This is a genomic window from Bacteroides acidifaciens, assembly GCF_024623065.1.
GTDB lineage: Bacteria > Bacteroidota > Bacteroidia > Bacteroidales > Bacteroidaceae > Bacteroides > Bacteroides acidifaciens.
This window is the reverse complement of sequence record NZ_JANJZR010000020.1, coordinates 1-24,357: the sequence shown is the minus strand read 5'-3', so window position 1 is coordinate 24,357 and position 24,357 is coordinate 1. Positions and strand designations below refer to the sequence as shown.

Sequence of the window (24,357 nt, the reverse complement as noted above, 5' to 3'; positions counted from 1 at the left end):
CAGCCCAACATTACCGACACTTTTACTAACTTTGCGGGGATTTAAAACGAAAAACAAAGAATATGCGTCGATATATTTTCATTCTTTCACTTTTGTTTCCTTTCCTCTCCGTAGCCGCACAGCCCAAGCATGAGGTTCGTGCCGCCTGGCTCACTGCTCTGTATGGTCTTGACTGGCCTCGTACACGTGCTTTAAGCCCTCAAAGTATCTGCAAGCAAAAGGAAGAATTGGTGGATATTCTCGACAAGCTGAAAGCTGCCAACTTCAATACCGTCCTGTTTCAAACACGTACACGCGGGGACGTGTTATATCCCTCGTCTATCGAACCTTTCAACGCTATCCTGACTGGGAAACCCGGTGAAAATCCCGGATATGACCCGCTCGCCTTTGCCATCGAAGAATGTCATAAGCGGGGAATGGAGTGCCACGCCTGGATGGTGACTATTCCGCTGGGAAACAGGAAACACGTTGCCTCTCTCGGCAACCGTTCCGTCACCAAACGGATGAAAGACATTTGTGTACCGTATAAGAATGAATATTTCCTCAATCCGGGACATCCGGCAACGAAGGAGTATCTGATGAAACTGGTGCGGGAAGTCGTAAGCCGTTATGATATAGACGGAGTGCATTTCGATTATCTGCGTTATCCGGAGAATGCCCCTCTCTTTCCCGACAAGTACGACTTCCGCCGATATGGCAAAGGGCGTACCATAGAGCAATGGCGGCGGGATAATATTTCAGAAATCGTACGCTATATATATAAGGGTGTAAAAGCGATGAAGCCGTGGGTGAAGCTAAGTGCCAGTCCGGTAGGAAAATACCGGGACACCTCGCGTTACTCTTCCCGTGGGTGGAATGCTTTCTTTACCGTTTATCAAGACCCGCAAGGATGGCTCGGCGAAGGCATCATAGACCAGATATATCCGATGATGTATTTCCAGGGAAACAGTTTCTATCCTTTTGCCCTCGACTGGCAGGAACAGAGCAACGGACGTCAGGTGATTCCGGGACTCGGCATCTATTTCCTTCATCCCGATGAAGGAAAATGGACACGCGACGAAATAGATCGTCAGATAAACTTCATCCGCAATCATAAAATGGCTGGTGAAGGGCACTACCGTGTGAAATATCTCATGGAAAACACACAAGGCATTTATGATGAACTGACCGAAAACTTCTACGCATATCCGGCTTTACAGCCTCCTATGCCTTGGTTGGATAATGTGCCGCCCACAGCTCCGTCCGAACTGAAAATAACTAATATCGACCATGGATATACGGAATTAACCTGGCAGGCTGCTACTGATAACGATCAGCGTAACAAGCCCATGTATGTTATTTACGCTTCTAATGAGTATCCGGTAGACATCGGCCGACCGGAAAATATCGTTGCACAGAATATCAGGGAGACAAGCTATATCTATGCCCCTATCCTGCCTTGGAATGCGAAAAAGCATTTCGCTGTTACGGCTATTGACCGTTATGGAAATGAAAGCGTAGCGATACAAGAAGGAAACTAGAAGTACAAACCCTATTTGAAACAATTTTTGAAACTAACCGTATACAACAGGTGATGTTGTTGCTCTTTAGTCGCAAACCCTTTATTCATCGGATGAAATCGGATAAACAAGAAAAAAGTAGAGAGGAAGATTGAGAATAAATATCCAGAGGGAAGATATGTCGGTGTATGTGAATATTTAGCACCATACAAGAATGAGTCAAACTTAAATTATCACTTGGTTCATTTCTGTGCCAGAATAAACTAAATGATCATTTTCCAGTTAAACAAAATTATAACGCCCGTTCTTTGAGATATTGAAAACGAAATATTACGAAAATAATGATTATCTTTGAACCACTAAAAAGAGATTAACAATGAATGACCTGCTTCGTAAACTCCCTATCGGGATACAGACCTTTGAGAAACTTCGTAAGGGTGATTATCTATACGTAGATAAGACAGAGCTTGTATGGAAAATAGCTTATACATCTACTCCATACTTTCTGAGCCGTCCACGCCGTTTCGGTAAAAGTCTTCTCCTCTCTACCTTTGAAGCCTACTTTGAAGGAAAGAAAGAACTCTTCGAAGGGCTTGCCATTGAAAAGCTGGAAACGAAATGGGAAAAGCATCCTGTGCTACATCTGGATTTGAATGCCGAAAAGTACGATTCTCCGGAAAGACTTTATGACATCCTCAGCCGTCAACTCACCTTATGGGAGATTCAGTATGGCAAAGGAATAGACGAGAACACTCTTTCCGGTCGTTTCTCCGGTGTCATCCGCCGTGCCTACGAACAAACCGGTAGCAGCGTTGTAGTCCTGGTAGACGAATACGACAAGCCTCTATTGCAAGCTTTAGGCAATGACGCCTTGCTGGATGAATACCGTAAAACCCTGAAAGCCTTTTACGGAGTATTGAAAAGCACCGACCGCTACCTGCGTTTCGTCTTCCTCACAGGAGTGACGAAATTCTCGCAAGTAAGTGTATTCAGTGACCTCAACCAGTTGCAGGACATCACTTTATGGCCCGATTACGGAACCCTTTGCGGCATCACTCTCCAAGAATTAGTGGATACCTTCCAACCGGAAATAAAGATACTTGCAGCCAATAATTCCATTTCTTATGATGAGGCGGTGCAGCGAATGACACGTCTTTACGATGGCTATCATTTTTGCATCAACTCGGTAGGCATTTTCAACCCGTTCAGCATACTGAATGTCCTGAAATCAAAAGTGTTCGACAATTACTGGTTCCAAACCGGTACTCCGACTTTCCTCGTCGAGATGCTGCAAGAAACCGAATATGACCTGCGTACTCTGCTTGACGGAATCGAAGCACCGTCTTCCATGTTCTCCGAGTATCGGGTAGATTCCAACAATCCGATTCCGCTGATTTACCAAAGCGGCTATCTGACGATAAAGGCTTATGATGAACGTTTTCGCAACTACCTGTTGGAATTTCCGAACGATGAGGTGCGTTACGGTTTCATGGATTTCCTCGTACCGTTCTACACTGGAGTGAAGAATAACGATCAAGGCTTTTACATCGGCAAGTTCGTCAATGAGTTAGAGAGTGGAGACTACGATGCCTTTCTCACCCGCCTGCAAGCCTTCTTTGCCGATTTCAATTACGAACTGAACGAGCAGACAGAACGCCACTACCAAGTAGTTTTCTATATTGTCTTCAAACTTATGGGACAGTTCACTGATGCCGAAGTGCGCAGCGCCCGCGGTCGTGCAGATGCCGTAGTGAAAACACCTAAATATATCTATGTCTTCGAATTCAAACTGCATGACACGGCAGAAGCGGCATTGAAGCAGATTGACGATAAAGGCTACTTGATACCGTATCAGGCAGACGAACGTGAAGTGATAAAAATTGGAGTAGAGTTCAGTGCGGAAAAACGCAATATCAATCGTTGGCTAGTGTGAACAGATAAAGTTAAATATTATCAGGAGTTACCCATATCCATGCCCGATAACAGCTTCTCCTATGAACAGGAACCAAAGGTAAATAACCGGAGTATACTCTACCTTCCCTGCTTTCCAACGGATAAGTTGCGGACATTCGTTCATGTTCCTGCAAAGCTTCACCTTCTGAAGGATGATAATCAATCACAAAACGTCCTGTTGAACCTGGACGTACATAACGGTCATGTAAAAAACGCACAATGACTCCCATATTCATGCGCAGATTGATTTCCACACAGGGATGAATCCGAAAAACCGGCTTTTCATTTTCCGGAAATCGACAAATCATCATATCAACTCCAAGATAACCTTTATAAACGGTTCCCACCAACGCAGAAAGTCTGTATTTCAAACAGTTCTCCAAATCCATCAGAGCCTCTAAAGGGATATATTGCGCAAGTTGTTTCCGGATCGTCTCATTAGAAAGCAGACAGTTCCCTTCATACATTCCACTCTTTCCGGTATGGAAGAGGGAATATCCCACAAACGTCAATTCACCTGCACCATCGGAATAAAACTCCATGGCAAAATCTTCTACCTTATTATATATAGGCTCCGCAATGACTCCACCCTGCGAAGCAGCCACACGAGTACACCAGCCGGAGATGAAAGGAGTAAATATGCCTTTACACCAGTTCAGACCTTTACCGCTTCCCGAAAGCGGAGCTTTCAACAAACATTCCTTCCGCCCTTCCACAAAACGCTTCCATTCCTCCGGGGTCTTTAAATAATAAGATTCGCCGCAGAAATATTCATTCAGTTGTAATTCAGGAAGTAACGCGACGGCTTTAGAACGATGAGAGTATTCCCGCAGATCGTTTAATTGCCCCATAGAAGGCAGCAGGACTTCATCCACACCCAACACAGAAAGCCGCTTCCGTAAAGCCACATCCCATCCCCAGGGACGAATATCCAAATCCTGTTCAATAGCAAGTTCCGGCTCCGTTATCAAATCAACCGAAAGTCCTAATAATTCCTGTATCTTCTTCACATAGTCGAGATTATAGGCGGAAGGAGCCAATACCGCACTCCCCTCTTCCGCATACCACATCGGAAGCAAAGCCAATTCGGAAGCCATACGTCTTGCCGAAGCCGGAGCCATATAATTCGCTTCACCGCTGGCAAGCGCCAAATCATGTTCCGGATTGAATATATAAAGAGCCTTTTTTGTCATTTCAAATGAATTCAAAACTTTATTCTGCAAATATATACAGGAAATAGCCAGGAAGGACTACAATAAACAGAAAGTTGGAATTAAACACACAATTTTGCCATCTCTACTTTGCAAATCCTAAAAAAAGCAGTATATTTGCCACTCGAAAAACAAAGAACTGAAATGGAATCATTCTACCGCACACACGCCTACCTCGTTGAGCACACCAATGCCCCCGTTCGCCGCGATCTCATGGACGAGATCGACTGGAGCGACCGCCTGATTGGTATCAAAGGGACACGTGGCGTAGGAAAAACCACTTTCCTTCTCCAATATGCCAAAGAGAAATTCGGGAACGACCGTTCCTGTCTGTTCATCAACATGAACAACTTCTATTTCTCGGGTCACAGCATTATAGAGTTCGCCAACGAATTTCAAAAACGTGGCGGAAAAGTATTGTTGATCGACCAGGTGTTCAAACATCCGGAATGGAGCAAAGAGTTACGCATGTGTTACGACCGTTTTCCTAATCTGAAAATAGTCTTCACCGGCTCGTCCGTGATGCGACTGAAAGAAGAAAATCTCGAACTGCGTGATATCGCAAAGAGCTATAACCTGCGTGGATTCTCTTTCCGTGAATTCCTGAACTTGCAGACAGGTATGAAATTCAGGGCATACAGCCTCGAAGAAATTCTTAGCACTCACGAACAGATTGCCAAAGGAGTACTCTCCAAAGTTCGTCCGCTTGACTATTTTCAGGATTACCTGCACCACGGATTCTATCCGTTCTTCCTCGAAAAACGTAACTTTTCGGAGAATCTGCTGAAAACGATGAACATGATGGTGGAAGTAGATATCCTGCTCATCAAACAAATTGAACTGAAATATCTTTCAAAGATAAAAAAATTGCTATATTTGCTCGCTGTCGACGGACCGAAAGCTCCAAATGTGAGCCAACTGGCAAGCGACATACAGACATCTCGCGCCACGGTGATGAACTATATCAAATATCTGGCAGATGCGCGACTCATTAATCTGGTTTATCCGAAAGGGGAAGAATTCCCTAAAAAACCTTCGAAAATAATGATGCACAACTCCAACCTGATGTATTCCATCTATCCGGTGAAAGTGGAAGAGCAGGATGTGCTCGACACATTTTTTGCAAATTCTTTATGGAAAGACCATAAGATACATAAAGGGGATAAAAACGTCTCTTTTATGGTAGACGAAGTAATGCCATTCAAAATTTGCCAGGAAGGCGCAAAGATCAAGAACAATCCGAATGTAACGTACGCGTTGCATAAGGCTGAAATAGGTCGAGGCAACCAGATACCTCTCTGGATGTTCGGCTTTTTATATTAAAAGATTTATTTACTTAAATATTTAATTTAGTTATGACTAAACAGAAGAAATTCATCACTTGTGATGGTAACCAAGCTGCAGCACATATCTCGTATATGTTCTCTGAAGTAGCAGCTATCTACCCCATCACTCCTTCTTCGACTATGGCTGAGTACGTAGACGAATGGTCTGCCGCAGGACGTAAGAACATCTTCGGCGAAACAGTATTGGTACAGGAAATGCAATCTGAAGGTGGTGCTGCCGGTGCAGTTCACGGTTCTCTTCAGGCTGGTGCGTTGACTACTACTTACACTGCTTCTCAGGGTCTTCTCCTGATGATCCCTAACATGTACAAAATTGCCGGTGAGTTCTTGCCTTGCGTATTCCATGTATCTGCTCGTACATTGGCTTCTCACGCATTGTGTATCTTCGGTGACCACCAAGACGTAATGTCAGCTCGTCAGACTGGTTTTGCGATGTTGGCTGAAGGCTCTGTACAGGAAGTTATGGATTTGGCTGGTGTTGCTCACTTGGCTACCATCAAATCTCGCGTTCCGTTCATGAACTTCTTCGATGGTTTCCGTACATCTCACGAAATCCAGAAGATTGAAATGTTGGAAAATGATGATCTTGCTCCGCTGATCGACCAGGAAGCTTTGGCTGAATTCCGTGCCCGCGCACTGAACCCGATGAAACCGGTAGCTCGTGGTATGGCTGAAAATCCTGACCATTTCTTCCAACATCGTGAATCATGCAACAACTACTATGAAGCAGTTCCTGCTATCGTAGAAGAATACATGAATGAAATTTCTAAGATCACAGGTCGTAAATACGGTTTGTTCGATTACTATGGTGCAGAAGATGCAGAACGCGTAATTATCGCTATGGGTTCTGTAACAGAAGCTGCCCGCGAAGCTATCGACTACCTGGTAGCAAACGGCGAAAAAGTGGGTATGGTTGCCGTACACCTGTATCGTCCGTTCTCTGCTAAACACTTCCTGGCTGCTGTACCTAAGACTGCTAAGGCTATCGCAGTTCTTGACCGTACTAAAGAACCGGGTGCTAACGGCGAACCTCTTTACCTTGACGTTAAAGACTGCTTCTACGGTGCAGAAAATGCTCCAGTTATCGTTGGCGGTCGCTACGGTTTGGGTTCAAAAGATACTACTCCTGCTCAAATCCTTTCAGTATTCGAAAACTTGGCTATGCCAATGCCGAAGAACCACTTCACTATCGGTATCGTAGACGACGTTACTTTCACTTCTCTTCCTCAAAAAGAAGAAATCGCTTTAGGCGGCGAAGGTATGTTCGAAGCTAAATTCTACGGTTTAGGTGCTGACGGTACAGTAGGTGCTAACAAGAACTCTGTAAAGATTATCGGTGACAACACTGACAAACACTGCCAGGCTTACTTCTCTTACGACTCTAAGAAGTCAGGTGGTTTCACTTGTTCTCACTTGCGTTTCGGTGATACTCCGATCCGTTCTACTTACTTGGTAAATACTCCGAATTTCGTTGCTTGTCACGTTCAGGCTTACCTGCACATGTACGATGTAACTCGCGGTTTGCGTAAGAACGGTTCTTTCTTGCTGAACACAATCTGGGAAGGTGAAGAACTGGCTAAGAACCTGCCTAACAAGGTTAAGAAATATTTTGCACAGAACAACATTTCCGTATATTATATCAACGCAACTCAGATTGCACAGGAAATCGGTTTGGGCAACCGTACCAACACGATCCTTCAATCTGCATTCTTCCGTATCACAGGCGTTATTCCTGTAGAACAAGCTGTTGAGCAGATGAAGAAATTCATCGTTAAGTCTTACGGCAAGAAGGGTGAAGACGTTGTCAACAAGAACTATGCTGCCGTTGACCGTGGTGGTGAATACAAGACTTTGGCTGTTGATCCTGCTTGGGCTAACCTGCCAGATGACACAAAAGCTGAAAACAACGATCCTGCATTCATCAACGAAGTAGTTCGTCCTATCAATGCACAGGATGGTGACCTGCTGCCTGTATCTGCATTCAAAGGTATCGAAGACGGTACTTGGCATCAAGGAACTGCTAAATATGAAAAACGTGGTGTAGCAGCATTTGTTCCCGAATGGAATCCGGAAAACTGTATCCAGTGTAACAAGTGTGCGTACGTTTGTCCTCACGCTGCTATCCGTCCGTTCGTGCTTGATGCAGAAGAACAGAAGGGTGCTCAGTTCACACAATTGAAAGCAGTAGGTAAAGCATTCGACGGCATGACTTTCCGTATGCAAGTAGACGTGCTTGACTGCTTGGGTTGCGGTAACTGTGCCGACATCTGTCCGGGTAATCCGAAGAAGGGTGGCAAGGCATTGACCATGAAACACCTCGAAAGCCAATTGGCTGAAGCTGCCAACTGGACTTACTGCGTAGACAACGTGAAGACTAAACAACATCTTGTTGACATCAAGGCTAACGTGAAGAACTCACAGTTCGCGACTCCATTGTTTGAGTTCTCAGGTGCTTGCTCAGGTTGTGGTGAAACTCCGTACGTGAAACTGATTTCTCAGTTGTTCGGTGACCGTGAAATGGTTGCTAACGCTACCGGATGTTCTTCTATCTACTCCGGCTCTGTTCCTTCTACTCCTTACACTAAGAACGAAAACGGTCATGGTCCTGCTTGGGCTAACTCACTGTTCGAGGACTTCTGTGAATTCGGTTTGGGTATGGAATTGGCTAACGAGAAGATGCGTGCCCGTATCGTGAAAGTGATGAACGAGGCTATTGCTGCCGAGTGTACTCCTGCTGAAGTGAAAGAATTGTTCACCGAATGGATGAACAATATGCTGGATGCAGAAAAGACTAAGGAATTGGCAGCTAAAATTATTCCGGTTGTTGAAGCTAACAAGGATAAATGTAACCACTGCAAACAAATCGCTGAACTGCAACAATATCTTGTTAAACGCAGCCAGTGGATTATCGGTGGTGACGGTGCTTCTTACGATATCGGTTACGGTGGCCTTGACCATGTAATCGCTTCCGGTAAGGACGTTAATATCCTTGTTCTGGATACTGAAGTTTACTCTAACACAGGTGGTCAGTCTTCTAAGGCTACTCCGGTAGGTGCTATCGCCAAGTTCGCTGCTGCCGGTAAGCGCGTACGTAAGAAAGACCTCGGTCTGATGGCTACTACTTACGGTTATGTATATGTTGCACAAATCGCTATGGGTGCCGACCATGCTCAAACGCTGAAAGCTCTCCGCGAAGCAGAAGCATATCCCGGACCATCTTTGATTATCGCTTACGCTCCGTGTATCAACCACGGTCTGAAAGCTGGTATGGGTAAGAGCCAAGAAGAAGAAGAAAAGGCTGTAGCATGCGGTTACTGGCACTTGTGGCGTTACAACCCGGCTTTGGAAGCCGAAGGCAAGAATCCGTTCCAGTTGGATAGCAAAGAACCGAACTGGGCTGATTTCCAAGGTTTCTTGAAGGGTGAAGTTCGTTACGCTTCTGTAATGAAACAATATCCTGCTGAAGCTGAAGAGTTGTTCAAAGCTGCTGAAGAGAACGCTAAATGGCGTTACAACAGCTACAAACGTCTGGCTAAAGAAAACTGGGGTGCTGCCGAATAATCGGTTGCCACACTGTTGACAGATAAATAATCAAGTAGGAGGAAAACGAAGTTTTTGTTTTCCTCCTACTTTTGTTTTTTACCCACCAAACTACTGAATATCAAAAAAACAAAAGTATCTTTTCATTCATTTATCTTTTTTTTGTAACTTTGTCCTCGGATATGAGTTACCATATCCGGACATATTAGAAATATCAAGAAGCGTTATGCTTATCTTGTGAATTGAGAACCTGAGAAATTTTCATATTTAGCACAAGAGATTGGCATAGTGGTTCTCACGCTATAGCGTGAGCTGCTATTACCATATTCGTGCTATAGGTTTTCTCAGGACCTTCAATTCAGATGTGGGCATTGCAGTCTCACGCTTCTCTGTTTAATACATAAAGGTCTTGAGAGATTGGAAGACACCTTCTATTTATTATGAAAAAAATATTCTATTCAGATTCTTCCAGACTTATCCTCCGATTGCTCAGCCTCGTGTTGTTTTTCTGCGCCGCTGGCCTGTCTGCGTGCGATGACGAAAATGAGGCCAATGAAGAAAAAGCCATATTCGAAAAACTGCAAGGCACATGGAAAAGTACCTACATCGTAATGCACGACAACTTTACCAGCATCAACGGAGAAACCTACAATGAATCAATCGATGAAGCCATCACAAGCAAGGAAAACGAATGGTATATCCGATGGAAATTTGACCGCAACCGGAAAGTAACCATACTGGAATCAGGCAGTTCTGATGATATCCAACTGCCGGCAACCTTTGGCTTTACACTAAGCGGAAATAGGATTAGCGGAATACCCTTTTCCGGAGACTTTACAAGCTATTCAACGATTACCGAAATCTCCGACACTCAATTCATCATCGAAATGGAAGACAAAGGAAGAGACAAAGACGGTAAATCGGACTATTATCATCGGATAACATTCGAAAAAGTGCAATGAGTATGAAGAAGTATTTAATCACACTGTGCCTTATCATAAGCATGACATTCTACGGTCATCTTCTTTATGCACAGAATATATCCTATCAAGACAGTGTACAACACAGGCTTGATTCGTTGGAAAACGTAGTGAAAGCATTATCCTCCAGCGTGCAAAAGACACAAAAGAAAGAAAAAGACCACTCCGTATGGAGCCGAAAGAGATTCACAGCCATAGGATATGCAACGCAAACACTTACGCCTGCATATGGAAATGAGTTAAAAAGTGACTTTGGAGTAGCCCTCACCAGTGGACGTGCTGTCTATTTGCACAAAAAGCCATTATTCGGTAAACTCAAGTTTGCATTTAATTGGGGCTCGGATATCAGCTATACCAAGTATAAGAACTACAAAGAAGAGTATAACTACAGTGCTGCTGACGAAATGGAAATCCAAGACTACGGTTTGCATCAATGTGACATTGGCATATTAGTGGGTCCCTCCATCACTTTCAATCCTGTGGGTCATCTTATGATATCCGGCTATTTTAGATTTGTCCCGTCCTATTCAATGCTGATACTCAACGATGACATAAACAGCAACTACGCCTCATTTTTTACTTATGGCGGGGAAATTTCGTGGAAAGCCATTGGTATTGGAGTAGAAGGAAGACAAGGCAGTGCCAAATACAGCAGCCTAATGTCCGAAGGTGACGATATCAAAATGAAATACACCACTCACTCGCTACGAGCGTACATCAGCCTGCATTTCTAACCAAATCCGCTTTTTCATAAAACGGAATGCATATCATACACAATCAAATTTCAGCCTGCCATTGCCGGAATACCCGTTCAATGGCGGGCTGAAGTTTTATCCTTTTCTTTTCAACAAATCCGTCGGGCTCTCGCCAAACTGTTCCTTATAGCATTTGGCAAAATAAGAAGGTGAACTGAAACCGACTTCATAACCAATTTCGGCTACCGTCATATCCGACGAAGCGAGCAGAGACGCAGCTCTCTTCAGACGGGCAATACGGAGCAATTCATTAGGAGAATAATTAGTCAAGGATTTTATCTTCCGATAAAGCTGCACACGGCTCAAGCCCATTTCTTTGCCCAAATCTTCTACATTCAAACCGGAATCTCCCATCTTTGCGTCAATCAAGGCTTTGAACTTTTCTACAAAATCCTTGTCCATATCGCAGACATCTTCTTTGGCCAATGCCTGTCCGCCACCAAAGAATTGTTTCAGGCGACGATGCGAATCTATGAGATTGCGGACACGCGCCAGCAACAATTGCGAACTGAAAGGCTTGGAAATGTAAGAGTCCGCACCACCATCATAACCTTGAATCTTCTGTTCATCCAAAGAACAGGCAGTCAAGAGGATAACGGGAATATGGCATGTTTGCAGTTCGCTTTTCAGACGACGGCAACATTCAATACCATCAATGCCCGGCATCATCACGTCAGAGATGATCAAATCCGGAACATATTTCATAGCCTTGCGGATACCTTCCGAACCGTCCGCCGCTTCAATGACAGTATAGTCTGTATGAAGTAGTCCATGAACATATGAACGAATATCCACATTATCATCAATGATAAGTACGGAAGGTTTGGAAGAATCATAGTTCTTTTCCAGTTCCTCTTCCTCAATGGGCAAAGCATCGTTCAAGGAAGAAGCTTCGGAAACAGAAGATACCGGAGATTCTTCCAAAGAAGAGGTCTCGCAAGCACAAGTCCGTACCGGCAAATCGACGGTGAAGACGGTGCCTTGCTTTTCGTCACTTTCCACTGATATAGTCCCGCCATGCATCTCGACGAAAGCCTTTACCAAAGCCAGCCCTATCCCCGAACCGGCATGGTGCATATCAATTTTATAGAAACGGTCAAAAATATTACGGATATGTTCGGCTGAAATCATCGAACCGGTGTTGGATACGGTAAAACGAATCCATCGGTCATCCTCTTTTGTCAAGGCAGACAAACGGACGGTAACTTTACCATTCTCCGGCGTAAACTTGAAGGCATTGGAGAGAAGATTAAAATAAATGCGTTCCAACTTCTCTACATCTGCCAAGGTATGGTAGTTCGTATCCGGCATATTGTCAAAAGAAAAATGAATATGCTTTTTGCGGGCTGCCGCCAGGAAAGATTCGTTCCAACCTTTGAAAGAGGAAAGAATATCAACCGGAACGGGGGTATATTCCATCTTCCCGTTTTCGTATTTACGGAAATCCAATATCTGATTGACCAAACGCAAGAGGATATTCACGTTTCGTTGCACCAACAGTAGCATCCGGTGTTGGTCGTCACTCAACGTCTTATCAGCCAACAGATGCTCCACAGGGTCGGCCACCAAAGTTAAGGGAGTTCGGAAATCATGAGAGATGTTCGTAAAGAAAACAAGTTTGGCGTGGGTGGCCTCTTCCAGCTGATGAGAAAGCTGTATTAACTGGTCACGCTGTTCTGCCAGTTTGTCGCGCTGTTGTTCCAATTGGTCGCGCTGCTCTTCCAACTTATCCCGTTGCTCTTCCAACTGCCTTTTCTGTTCGGAGAGCTCTCTATTCAAACGATTTTTAGAACGCAGCGAGTTGTAGACAACTACCAATAATCCTGCCACCAGCAAGAGAATAACCAAACCGCCATACATCACCACTTGTTGTGTAGCCACACGTGACAAATATCCATCGATACGTCCGTTCAGTGTTTCTATCTTTTCGTCCAGTTCCGAGATGTGAGCAGTCTGAAGTTGCATGACATGTGCGTTAGTCCGGTCTACTACCGCTGTATTCATTATGGTTTCACGCGGGTAAGGTTTTGCTTCGAGAATATTCATTGCCAGTTGCAGTACTTTATCACCGTTAGTCGGATAAATAAAGGTAGCGTTCAATACACTGTCAAGCACAAGCTCCAGTCCGTTTCCTTTGCCCGGCAAGGCATCGATACCGACAAATATCATTTCTTTCTCCCGCCCCGCCTTCCTGGCAGCCTGATAAGCTCCGGGAGCTATGCGGTCATTATGCGCATATACGGCATCAATCTTCGGATGGCGACGGAGTATGCTATCCATTGCCACTTCCGCCGGTTCGCGCTCCCAGGCTGCATCCGCTTTATCAATCAGCTTTATATCAGGAAAGTTACTGATAGCCGCCATAAATCCCTGATGACGTTCCATTGCAGGAGTCGATCCACTCAGTCCGGTAAGCTCCACCACATTCCCTTTTCCTTTCAGAGTGGATGCCATGTAATTTCCTACTGCGCGGCCTATTTCATAATTATCAGCACTGATATATGCAGTATATTTATCGGAAAGAATCTTCCGGTCGACCAAGATAACAGGGATTCCCTTTTGGTAAGCCTCTTCCACAATCGGAGTCATCGGGGCCGCTTCATTGGCAGAGATAATCAGCAAATCGACACCTTTATCTATGAAATAACGGACATCTTCCGCCTGCTGACGGTTATCATCGCCCGCCGACCGTATCTCTACCGACACTCCGTCATAAAACATGGCTTCACGGAGAATCTCATCATTCATCTTATGCCGCCAGGAATCATCACTACACTGAGCCACCCCAATACGGAAACGGGGGGCATCCTGCCGACAGGCAGTCATGCCGATAAGACAAAACAATATCACTATCCACTGCGTGTATTTCATCGGTTTAATCGTTTTAAATACTTTCATCGTTTTCATAGTACTTAGCAGATTGATTCAGAACAAAAATAAAAATAAATCTGCAAGTTCGCTAACTATCCCCCGATTTTTCTACAAATTACTCTCTCTAAAGAAGATAAGATAACTAAAAATATTCACCGGGAAATTATTAACAAAAGTATAAGAGGTAAACAAAACACTTAATCAATGTTATAAAACATCTCTTTTTATTTGGATTATTTGCAGATTTCACAGAAGTCCGTATCTTTGCACTGTGTTTTTCATAGTATTAGATTTAAGGTTAACAAAGGTTGGAGCAAGGCGTTGCTCCTTTTTTTATGTCTATACGTCTCCTAATATAAATCTAATGTTGAACCAATAGAAAAGAAGTTTTTTCTATTAATAAACCAAGACTCATCTATTAATGCTTTACTCCCCCCAAAAATATATAGGTCTTGTTCCAATCTCTACAAGATATGAATCGGAACGGGTTCTCACGAGAACCGTAATAAGGTCAGAAAAAAGAAACCTCTCAAAGTATGTCATTTTAACTTTGAGAGGTTATACGCCGATAACAGATAATCATTCCATCTATTACCGATATATATTAAATAGGATTATAACAATCTGTCTTTCAATACCTGCGGAAGTTCCGGCATCGCCCCGCTCTGCGTGCAGACATAAGCAGAAACTTCCACCGCCAACTTATGAGCTTCGGGAACCGGCTTGCCATTCAATATGGAAGCACAGAAAGCTGCCGTGAAAGAATCGCCCGCTCCTACCGTATCGGCTACGGGAACTCTCGGCGTTTCCTGGAAAGAGACAACGCCCGGAGTAAATACATAGCTGCCATTGATGCCGCAAGTCAGAATCAACATTTTCAGATTGTACTTGGCCAACAGAATCCAGCACTTGTCCTGCAAGTCGATGCCCGGATAACCGAACATACGGCTGATGGTCACCAACTCTTCGTCGTTTATCTTCAAGACATTGCAGCGTTGGAAGGAATCGCGCAACACTTCTTTGGTGTAGAAGTCCTGACGGAGATTGATGTCGAATATCTTTAATTGTCCGTCTATATCGGGCATGGTGTCCAAGAAGCGGTTGATAGTGGCGCGACTTGCTTCATTGCGCTGCGCCAACGAACCGAAGCAAACGGCACGCGTGTTCAATGCCAGACGTTTCAGTTCGTCCGTGAAAGGAATGTTATCCCAGGCAACCCCCTCCTTGATTTCATAACAAGGCACACCTTCGGCGTCCAGTGTCACTTGCACCGTACCGGTAGGATAATCTACCCGTTCAATCTGAGTATTCAGTTTCTTGTCTTTAAAGACCGATATAATCTCATCCCCCAGTTCGTCATTGCCTACCGCACTGACTACACGGCTGTCAAAGCCAAATTGCGAAACATGATAAGCGAAGTTTGCCGGAGCACCGCCTATTTTCTTTCCTTCGGGCAGCACATCCCATAGTGCTTCACCCATTCCTACTATCGTATTATTCATGATAAACAGAGTTTAATTGATTCCCAAATATAAAATTATTTTCTGATACGGAGCGTATAGAACAGCAGATAAAGCACACCGATTGTCATTACTGCAATAGCGCCGTTCTGTCCCAGTGAAGTGTCCGAAGCCACTCCCATCGCCAACGGAAATACCGTTCCACCGAAAAGCCCCATAATCATCAGACCGGAGACTTCGTTTTTCTTACCCGGCAGATAAAGCAACGCTTGCGAGAAGATGACGGAGAATACGTTAGAGTTACCGAAACCAATCAGGGCGATGCAAGCATAGATAACCGCTTTCTCGTGGAAGATGAACAAACCAATCATGGCAACCAACATCATTACTACACTGATAGCAAAGAAAGATTTCGGAGACATCTTGCGCAGAATGAACGAACCCAGGAAGCAACCCGCCGTACGGAAGATAAAATAGAGGCTTGTCGCGAAAGCGGCATCATCCAGTCCCATTCCGATGCGTTCCATCAGAATCTTCGGAGCGGTAGTGTTCGTACCTACGTCGATGCCAACATGGCACATGATACCGATGAAGCAAAGCAGGATGAACGGTTTGCCGAGCAAAGCGAGACATTGTCCGAAAGTAGACGGTCTGCCTTCTTCTTTTTCTTCTTTAATCTGTGTGACATTGAGCAACAGAACAGCAATAACGGCTACAATCATGTAAATCGGGAACAGGATGCGCCAGCCCAAATCGAAAGTCGGGATGGCTTGTGTAGCTCCCCACATGGCAATATAAGGAGCAAGGAAAGAAGCGATGGCTTTTACAAACTGACCGAAAGTCAGGCTACTTGCCAGGCGGTCACCCCTCACGATGTTGGAGAGCAAGGGATTCAGAGAGGTCTGCATCAATGCGTTTCCGATACCCAAGAGGGAGAAAGAAATCAGCATCAGCATATAACTGTCACCGAAAACCGGCAATAACAAAGAAGCAAAAGTGACAATCAGACTGAGCAATACAGTCTTCTTCTGACCGATACGGCTCATCAGCATCCCTGTCGGTACGGAGAAAATCAGGAACCAGAAGAAGACAAGTGAGGGAAAAATGTTTGCTTGTGAGTCCGACAGACCAAGGTCTGCCTTTACATAATTGGAAGCAATGCCTACCAAGTCAACGAACCCCATGGCGAAAAAGCATAGCATCACCGGGATAAGTTTGGAGAGAGAAGAGTTTTTACTGTTTTCCATTGTTATATCTGTTACTTAAATTTCGCATACCTGTTTATCCGTATGCTACAAAGTGAATCTGTTATTGTATAATTTCTGTATCTTTAGGGCTTAATTTGTCCGCCCTTACGGGAGCAAACCTGTTTGCCCCTTATCCGATTCTTGCTTCACACCGCTATAATAGGATGAAAGCTACGATATTGTTGATTTGTCACGGCCGTGACAAATTCTCTTCATGGCTGTAGTAGCTTCTCTTCATGTCCGTGAGAAGAATCTACCACTGCCGTGGCAAGCTACTTATACCGTAGGCTTAACAGAAGTATACCGTTACCTTAAGTGTAGGAACCCGTAAGGGTGGATATACTCTGCCGTAAGGAACCGGGAAAAGAGCCTACAGATTACATAGAAGAGTCCTATGGCTTCAACCAGTAAACCACAAACGAATCTACCTTATAGGATCCGCCCTTGCTGTAAAAGCCGATATGGCAGTAAGGCTCCGACGGGAATACCTGATTGGTCATTGCGAAACGTCCACCGTCACCGAATGCTTCTACACTTGATTTATCTACAAACAGGCGAAGTTTCAGTTCATTCCTTCCGCTTTCGATAGCCGTCCACGTCAGCGTCGGGAAATTTTCGTTGAAGCTGACATCTCCGCTTTTACGGCGGTCCATAGAGAATTTGTTCTCTTTCATGTCATATTGCATGTCCACTTCCTCGCCCTTATCATTGTAGAGACGGAAGCCGATAATGTCTGCATGTTGGTTCTTGATGGTCAGTTCTATTTCGTAAGCACCTTCGTTACCCGGAATCATTTCTTTGACCGTGCGTGTTCCACTTACTTTGAACGAACGTTTCTTCGAAATGTCGCGCAGTTTCAGCAGTTCGGGAGAAGGGGCGGATTTGAGATAAATCTCACCGTCTGCGGCAAACAGGCTCAAATCGCGGGGAACGGAGTTCGGACTACGGTATTGGGAGGTAGGAACATCATTTGCATATTGCCAGTTGCTCATCCATGCGATGGCGATACGGCGGTTGTCGGGGGCATCACTCCAAGTAACAGTGGCGTAATGGTCTTTTCCCCAGTCCATCCATTTGGTTTTGGAGGGTGATTCGTTTACAAACTCTTTTCCGTTGAAGGAGCCTACAAAATATTGAGTAGCACTTCCTCCGAAAGGACCTCCTGGATTCAAATTACAAAGCAACACCCATTTCTTATCATTGGTACCTTCTACTGGAAGTTCAAACAAATCGGGACATTCCCACACGCCGCCATGTGCACCTTGTCCTTCACCGAAACGACTTTCAAAGGTCCAATCTTTCAGATTAGGAGAAGAGAAAATCTGCATTTCCTGCCCTACTGCCAATACCATAATCCACCGATGGGTTTCTGCATGCCAAAACACTTTCGGGTCGCGGAAGTCACAGACCTCAGACACCAGAACGGGATTGTTTTCGTATTTAGTAAAAGAACGTCCGTTGTCGGTGCTGTAAGCTATACTTTGCACTTGTCGGTCACTGCTTTGAGTGTAGATAGCAACAATAGCACCTGCACCAAATCCTGCTGTATTATCGTAATCCACCACAGCCGAGCCACTGAAAATTGTTCCTAATGCATCAGGAGCTATAGCAACAGGAAGATGTTTCCAGTTTACGAGGTCTTTGGTGATGGCATGTCCCCAGCTTAGATTTCCCCATTGAGAACCATAAGGGTTGTATTGATAAAACAGATGATATTCACCGTCTTTATATACCATTCCGTTCGGGTCGTTCATCCAACCATAAAGGGGCGAAAAATGATAAGTGGGACGGTACTTTTCCCGATTAGCTGTATCAAACGTATCGGATAATCTCATTTCCTTGCAGCAAACCGTATTTTCAGGAGAAAAGTTTGTATGAAGAGGATCATTCGTTTGTAGTTTAAATTTGCAGGAAATCGTCCGGCCTGAATAACTGGAAATGTCTACAGGAACAAAGTAATCCACTTTATGCATCGCCAGCCGTACATCCAGCCATTTCACCTCTTCATTATTTATAATCATACTGATACGTACATCGGGGGCAGTTTCTTCTACCGGTAGAAGGAGATACTTCTGATTGGTATTAATACGTACCATGTAATGTCCTTCTCCAAGATTCTTTATCAATAAAGGAGAATCTGCCGCACGGAGCGAAAAAGAAAAAGTTATAAGTAAAAAATAAATCAGAACAGCCTGAAATTGCTTAGATAAAAGAAATACATTCATGTTTCAATGGTATTAAAATATGATTAAAGTATGATTGATGTAGGCAAAGGTAGGCGCTTCGGGATGAAACGCCTATCAAATTTGTTTCAAACGCTGTAAAAAATGTTACTTCCGCATGATTCGAGCCTATTCATAATTCTTATTCTGGGTATATAATCCTGGAATATAGTACAGTTGGTTATAAGGTATCGGGAAGAACTCATTTTTTCCCGCTTCATAATGAGCATCCTTATAATATTGGGCATAGGTCTGTCCGTCATATACACTGTTTTGTTCGCTTGCAAAGTAAGCATTCAGCGTTTTAGAAGCAATCCCCCAACGGCGCAAATCAAAATAACGTCCGTTTTCCATCGCCATTTCCAAGCGACGCTCCCAACGCAGACACTTACGCGCAGTTTCCTTGTCTTGGAAGTAAGACTCCGGATAAAGCTCAATCTCACACTGTTCTTTTGCATAAGAAATGTGTTTTTCAATCGAATTGGCTGCACGCTGACGAATATCATTGATAATGACACGGGCTTTGTCCAGTTCGTCCAATTCAATCAATGCCTCAGCACGCATCAGCATCACATCCGTATAACGGAATACATAATCGTTCATTGCGAACGCCTGCCATGATCCGTTGTAAGTCTCTCCTTTCGAACGTTGGGGCACTTCTTTCAAGGAAGTATAATAGCCATACGTATTCGGTGTACGGGAGTTGTCTTTTGTCATCACATATTCTGCTTCATATTTATATGGATAGGTAGGCATGCCGACTGTATGAAAGAGTCTGGGGTCCCATTTCTGTTCGTTCACTTCTCCGTTGACCGGATAGCTGATTTGATGATTATAGTCATCAAACATCGGCAGACCATTCTCTGTCTTGAATGCATTCACCAGATTCTGCGAAGGCTTATGAAAGTCCCATCCGCAAGTCCATATTCCCCAACACCCATTCAACATATTCGACCAGTTGGCACGTCCGAAACTTGTGTTATCATCCTTATAGTCGGAACATTGTACAGCAAAGACCGATTCCTTGCTGTTCTTGTAATCCGGCAAAAAGATGTCGCCGAAATCTTCCAGATAATCATACTTGGAATCTTCAACGTCTTTCGTATATGTTACCACCTTGCTCATATATTCTTTATTTATATGAGATACGCCGGTAGTCGCTTCATAACCGTCTCCCCATGCCAAGTTCAAATAACACTTTGCCAGGTAAGCCGCAGCGGCAATCTTATTTACCCGTCCGCCATTAGCCTGTTCGTCCGGCAGCACATTATAGGCAGTTTCAAAATCAGCTATTATTTTACCAAAGAGTTCCTGATACGTAAACTGGTCATTTCTTATCTGCTCGATGGTATTGTTTGAATACGCCACTTCATCAATCCAAGGAACTTGGCGAAACACGGTCAACAATTTATAATAGAAGTGCGCGCGTAAGAATTTAACTTCCGCAATGCGCTGCTTACATAAATCCTCACCAAGTTTGTTCACTCCGTTTCTGTCCAAAGACACTAACGCACGATTGCAACGGGAAACGGCACAATAGAGACGATACCAAAGCTCGTCCATCTCACCCGGAGTAGTAGCCGTCAACGTAGACCAAATCTCAAAAGGATGATAGCCGGTGTCGGTCGTCCCGGAACCACCTTTCAAACAGTCGTCAGATGTTATATCACCATAAGGAAACAGATTGAACGGATAGGAAAACCAGCAGTCGCCCAACATGGCATAAGCGGCATTCACCATCTTCTCCGGTTCGGAGAACGCTTTATCTTCATCAATCACTGCTGTGGGATTATAGTCGAGAAAGTCATTACAGTTTGTAAAGGATACACCCATCAAACAGGCAAGTGCAAATGTATATATTTTCTTTTTCATTGTTTTTCTTCTTTTAGTATGTTAGAAACTAAGTTGCAGACCGAATGACACAGAGGTGGCCAACGGATAAGCCCAATCCGGATTTTCAGGGTCGGCACAAGTCAGACCTTTACTTTTGACTGTCAGCAAGTTCTGTCCCGACAGATATATACGTGCATTGCTCATTTTGAATTTAGACAAGAATGAGGCAGGCAAATTATATCCCAGTTGCAAATTGCGCAACTTCAAATAGGAACCGTTTTCTACAAAATAGGTTGAAGCGCGACCTTCATCGGCAGTATTGTTAGTGGTCAGTGCGGGAATAGTGGAACCGGTGTTTGCGGTAGTCCACGCACCCAACAAACGGTTTCCTTTGTTTGAGCCCGCATCTGTAATGCTCCAGAAGTCAGTCTGAAACTTTTGGTTGTTATACACGTCCTTATCATATACCCCTTGCCAAAACATGCTGAAATCAAATCCTTTATAATTCAATGCGATATTCAGACCATAAGAAAATGCCGGAACAGGATTGTAAATCCAAGTTTGGTCATCGGCTGTAATACCATTCTTACCATCCAAATCTGCATATTTCAGTCCACCTACACGTGCGTTCGGTTGACCGGAAGCATCCACTTCGGCCTGATGTTGGAATATACCCTCTACCACATAGCCTACAATAGAGCCGTATGGTTGACCGGACTGAACCAGATTCTCCGTTGTTGTGTGTGCATAAGACCCTGTGGAGGTTGCAGGAAGGTAAGTTACTTTATTGCGGAAAAAATCTAAGTTTCCGTTTATATCAATTCCAAGCCCGCAAGCCAGAGTCTTGCGATAACCCAAAGCAACCTCCATTCCCCAGTTGCGCAATGAAGGACCATTGGCCCAAGATGCCCCACCTTCTCCCAGTGCGCCCAAGTAAGAGGGATTAATCAACATATTGTCCACATCTTTCACATATCCATCTATTGAACCGTATAAACAGCCTTTGAGAAGTGTGAAGTCTGTACCGATATTGAACTGTTCGGCCGATTCCCATTTCAAATTAGGATTCGCAAGTTGAGTGGCACGATAACCGGAAGGGAACGTTCCCGAATATTGCAACAGTAAGTCGTAAGCGGTAGAAGTAACACGGTCTAATCCATAATCGGCTACATAAAGTCCAAACTGGGCATTATTGTCTATTGCCTGATTACCGGTCTGTCCCCATGAAAAGCGAAGTTTCCAGTCGTCCATCCAATCTTTCCGCAACAGTTTAGACAAACGCAATCCGAGAGTCGCTGCCGGGAAAGTACCCCAACGATTATCTTTACCGAATCTGGAAGAACCGTCTCTGCGAATGGTGAAAGACGCCAAAACGAAATCGTCGAAATTATAGTCTATCTTTCCAAAGAAAGAAGCCAACCGGAACCCTACCTTTGCGCCAGCGTTTCTCATTGTACCAGTTGCCGCATTGGGCCACATATAGTCTTTATCTTCCAAAGCGTACTCTTCGGAATAAGCAGAAAAATCAATCACGGATTGCTTGGTCATTTCGGTACCTGCCAATACGGTAATATCATGTTTATCGGCCAATCGGAAATTATAGTTGGCAGTATTCGACCATGTCCAGTTTGTTTCATTATTGTGAGAAAGCGTTGTTTTCGCTATGTCATTATTCACAATATCAGAATGAAAAGTGTTTGTCATCGCATTGATGAATGAAGAATAATGGTCGATACCGAAGTTTGAACGAAGCACCAGTCCTTTGAGCGGTTTCAACTCTACATAGCCGTTACCAAACAGGCGCCAGTAGTCCAGATGGTTGTCACGATTATTATATGATTCGCGCAACGGGTTCTGACGGTCGCTCATTCCACCTACAGGACCGGCAAACGTCACACCGTCTTCCTCATAAACCGGAACAGTAGGAGCCATCTTCAACGCATTCTCCATCGGAGCGCAATCTACTTGGCTGGTATATGTCACAGTGAAGTTCTCACCTATGGTGATATATTTGTTCACATTATAGGAGGAATTCATACGAGCGGATATATTCTCAAAATCAGTGTATTTCAAGATACCATTATTCTTCTTATACCCCAAAGAAAACATGGTGGAATGTTTGTCATTAGCGTGTGAAAGAGACAAATCATAATTTTGCAAGAACCCGGTACGCGATATTTCGTTCAGCCAATCGGTATCCGAATATTTCATTGTTTTCTTTTGATTGATGTAACCATCGTATAAGCCGTTTACCGTATAATTTACATAACTTCCCGTTGCCGGATTCCAAACCGTAATGGGCGTGCCGCTTGCGGCTTTCAGGTTCAATCCATAATTTCCGGCATAAGCAACCGGGTCTAATCCGTCATTCAAAGCAGCCTGAGCCATAGCTGTTGCGTATTCCGAAGTGTTCGAGAGCTTCATCAACGATTGGGAAGTGTAAAACTGCGCAGCCAGATTTGCCGAGAAGTCGACCTGCATTTTATCGGCTTTCTTTCCTTTCTTCGTTGTAATGATAATAACACCGTTCGATGCACGCGAACCGTAAATAGAAGCGGATGCCGCATCCTTCAGCACTTGCATACTTTCGATATCATTGGTATTAAGAGAGTTTAAAGCACGAGTAGTAGGCACTCCGTCAACCACATACAAGGGATCTTGTGATGAATTGAAAGAACCGATACCGCGAATGCGAATGGTTCCTGTACTACTGGGCGAACCGTTTGTAGTAATTGTCATACCCGGTACTTTACCTTGCAGACTTTTCATCGGATCGGCATCAGTCGAAGTTTTTAAAGATTTGGTCGAGACAACGGCAACCGATCCTGTCAAGTCTGCCTTCTTTTGGGTAGAATAGCCTGTCACTACCACTTCCTCCAACATTTCGGAGTCTTCCTCCAAAATAACGTTTAATAAAGCTTTCGCCTCCACTTTGACTGATTTAAAACCTACATAAGAAATGGTAAGTAATGAACCTTGCTTTACTGTCAACGTAAAGTTACCATCAAAGTCGGTAATAGTACCGTTGGCCGAAGCGGTTGATTCAATGACGGAAGCACCGATAATCGGCAACCCATCTGTTTTGGAAGTTACGTTTCCTTTTACCATTATGTTCTGTCCGCTGAGGACTGACAAGAACATAAACAGGAAACAAACGCTGCAAAGAAGTTTTTTGTTCTTCATAATACTGAGCATTAGTTTAATATTATTAATTTTAAAGTACGAATTTTCTTTTTATCGATGGTGCAAATTTCGGTTGATTTATATCAAACAGCTAAAAAAAATGTTTCAAAGGCTATAATATTTGTTGCATAGAACGCTATTTTATAGGGTTTTATACATTATTATCCGAGATAGAAGAATTAATAGTCCGTTAAAAATTCAACATATTGGCTAAGCGGCTTCTGTCACTATGCCAAAGAGTTCTTTGATAAGTTTAG

The 24,357-nt window shown here is 44.0% G+C and carries 13 protein-coding genes; 6 read left to right on the top strand and 7 right to left on the bottom strand.

What is annotated here, in order from left to right:
- The first annotated feature begins 62 nt into the window (after positions 1 to 62).
- Together NSB03_RS08195 and NSB03_RS08190 are read left to right on the top strand one after the other, a co-directional pair.
- A complete protein-coding gene (locus NSB03_RS08195; RefSeq protein ID WP_024986717.1) occupies positions 63 to 1,520 on the top strand; it encodes a glycoside hydrolase family 10-like protein in 1,458 nt (485 codons plus the stop codon).
- Positions 1,521 to 1,875: 355 nt separating this feature from the next.
- Positions 1,876 to 3,432 (top strand): PD-(D/E)XK nuclease domain-containing ATP-binding protein, encoded by a 1,557-nt coding sequence (locus NSB03_RS08190; protein ID WP_024986716.1) that lies wholly within the window; start codon positions 1,876 to 1,878, stop codon positions 3,430 to 3,432.
- A 10-nt stretch (positions 3,433 to 3,442) separates the two neighbouring features.
- On the opposite strand, the gene NSB03_RS08185 is transcribed toward NSB03_RS08190, so the two are convergent.
- On the bottom strand, positions 3,443 to 4,645 hold the full coding sequence (locus NSB03_RS08185; protein ID WP_257466326.1) for a hypothetical protein: 1,203 nt from the start codon (positions 4,643 to 4,645) through the stop codon (positions 3,443 to 3,445).
- Between the two features lie 162 nt (positions 4,646 to 4,807).
- Here NSB03_RS08185 and NSB03_RS08180 point away from each other — a divergent pair, with 162 nt between their 5' ends.
- The 4 genes from NSB03_RS08180 to NSB03_RS08165 all read left to right on the top strand — a co-directional run bounded on the left by NSB03_RS08180 (position 4,808) and on the right by NSB03_RS08165 (position 11,263).
- Positions 4,808 to 5,986 carry an ATP-binding protein gene (locus tag NSB03_RS08180; protein WP_257466322.1) on the top strand — a complete coding sequence of 393 codons (1,179 nt, stop codon included), beginning with the start codon at positions 4,808 to 4,810 and terminating at the stop codon, positions 5,984 to 5,986.
- A gap of 32 nt (positions 5,987 to 6,018) precedes the next feature.
- Positions 6,019 to 9,570 carry a pyruvate:ferredoxin (flavodoxin) oxidoreductase gene (nifJ, locus tag NSB03_RS08175; RefSeq protein WP_024986715.1) on the top strand — a complete coding sequence of 1,184 codons (3,552 nt, stop codon included), beginning with the start codon at positions 6,019 to 6,021 and terminating at the stop codon, positions 9,568 to 9,570.
- 419 nt (positions 9,571 to 9,989) lie between these two features.
- A complete protein-coding gene (locus NSB03_RS08170; protein ID WP_257466321.1) occupies positions 9,990 to 10,511 on the top strand; it encodes a hypothetical protein in 522 nt (173 codons plus the stop codon).
- Positions 10,512 to 10,513: 2 nt separating this feature from the next.
- Entirely contained in the window at positions 10,514 to 11,263 is a 750-nt protein-coding gene (locus NSB03_RS08165; protein ID WP_128824271.1) for a hypothetical protein, read from the top strand.
- A 96-nt stretch (positions 11,264 to 11,359) separates the two neighbouring features.
- Here NSB03_RS08165 and NSB03_RS08160 read toward each other — a convergent pair whose 3' ends face one another.
- The 6 genes from NSB03_RS08160 to NSB03_RS08135 all read right to left on the bottom strand — a co-directional run bounded on the left by NSB03_RS08160 (position 11,360) and on the right by NSB03_RS08135 (position 24,100).
- The gene (locus tag NSB03_RS08160; RefSeq protein ID WP_024986712.1) at positions 11,360 to 14,155 is read right to left on the bottom strand and encodes a hybrid sensor histidine kinase/response regulator transcription factor; all 2,796 of its coding nucleotides are present in this window, start codon (positions 14,153 to 14,155) and stop codon (positions 11,360 to 11,362) included.
- Positions 14,156 to 14,769: 614 nt separating this feature from the next.
- Entirely contained in the window at positions 14,770 to 15,657 is an 888-nt protein-coding gene (locus NSB03_RS08155; protein WP_024986711.1) for a carbohydrate kinase family protein, read from the bottom strand.
- 35 nt (positions 15,658 to 15,692) lie between these two features.
- The gene (locus NSB03_RS08150; RefSeq protein WP_024986710.1) at positions 15,693 to 16,862 is read right to left on the bottom strand and encodes an MFS transporter; all 1,170 of its coding nucleotides are present in this window, start codon (positions 16,860 to 16,862) and stop codon (positions 15,693 to 15,695) included.
- Between the two features lie 392 nt (positions 16,863 to 17,254).
- Positions 17,255 to 19,087 carry a glycoside hydrolase family 32 protein gene (locus NSB03_RS08145; RefSeq protein ID WP_024986709.1) on the bottom strand — a complete coding sequence of 611 codons (1,833 nt, stop codon included), beginning with the start codon at positions 19,085 to 19,087 and terminating at the stop codon, positions 17,255 to 17,257.
- Between the two features lie 126 nt (positions 19,088 to 19,213).
- Positions 19,214 to 20,956: a RagB/SusD family nutrient uptake outer membrane protein gene (locus NSB03_RS08140; RefSeq protein WP_024986708.1), complete on the bottom strand. Its 1,743-nt coding sequence runs from the start codon at positions 20,954 to 20,956 to the stop codon at positions 19,214 to 19,216.
- A gap of 21 nt (positions 20,957 to 20,977) precedes the next feature.
- Positions 20,978 to 24,100, bottom strand: coding sequence for a SusC/RagA family TonB-linked outer membrane protein (locus tag NSB03_RS08135; protein WP_024986707.1), 3,123 nt, complete (start codon positions 24,098 to 24,100; stop codon positions 20,978 to 20,980).
- Positions 24,101 to 24,357: the final 257 nt, after the last annotated feature.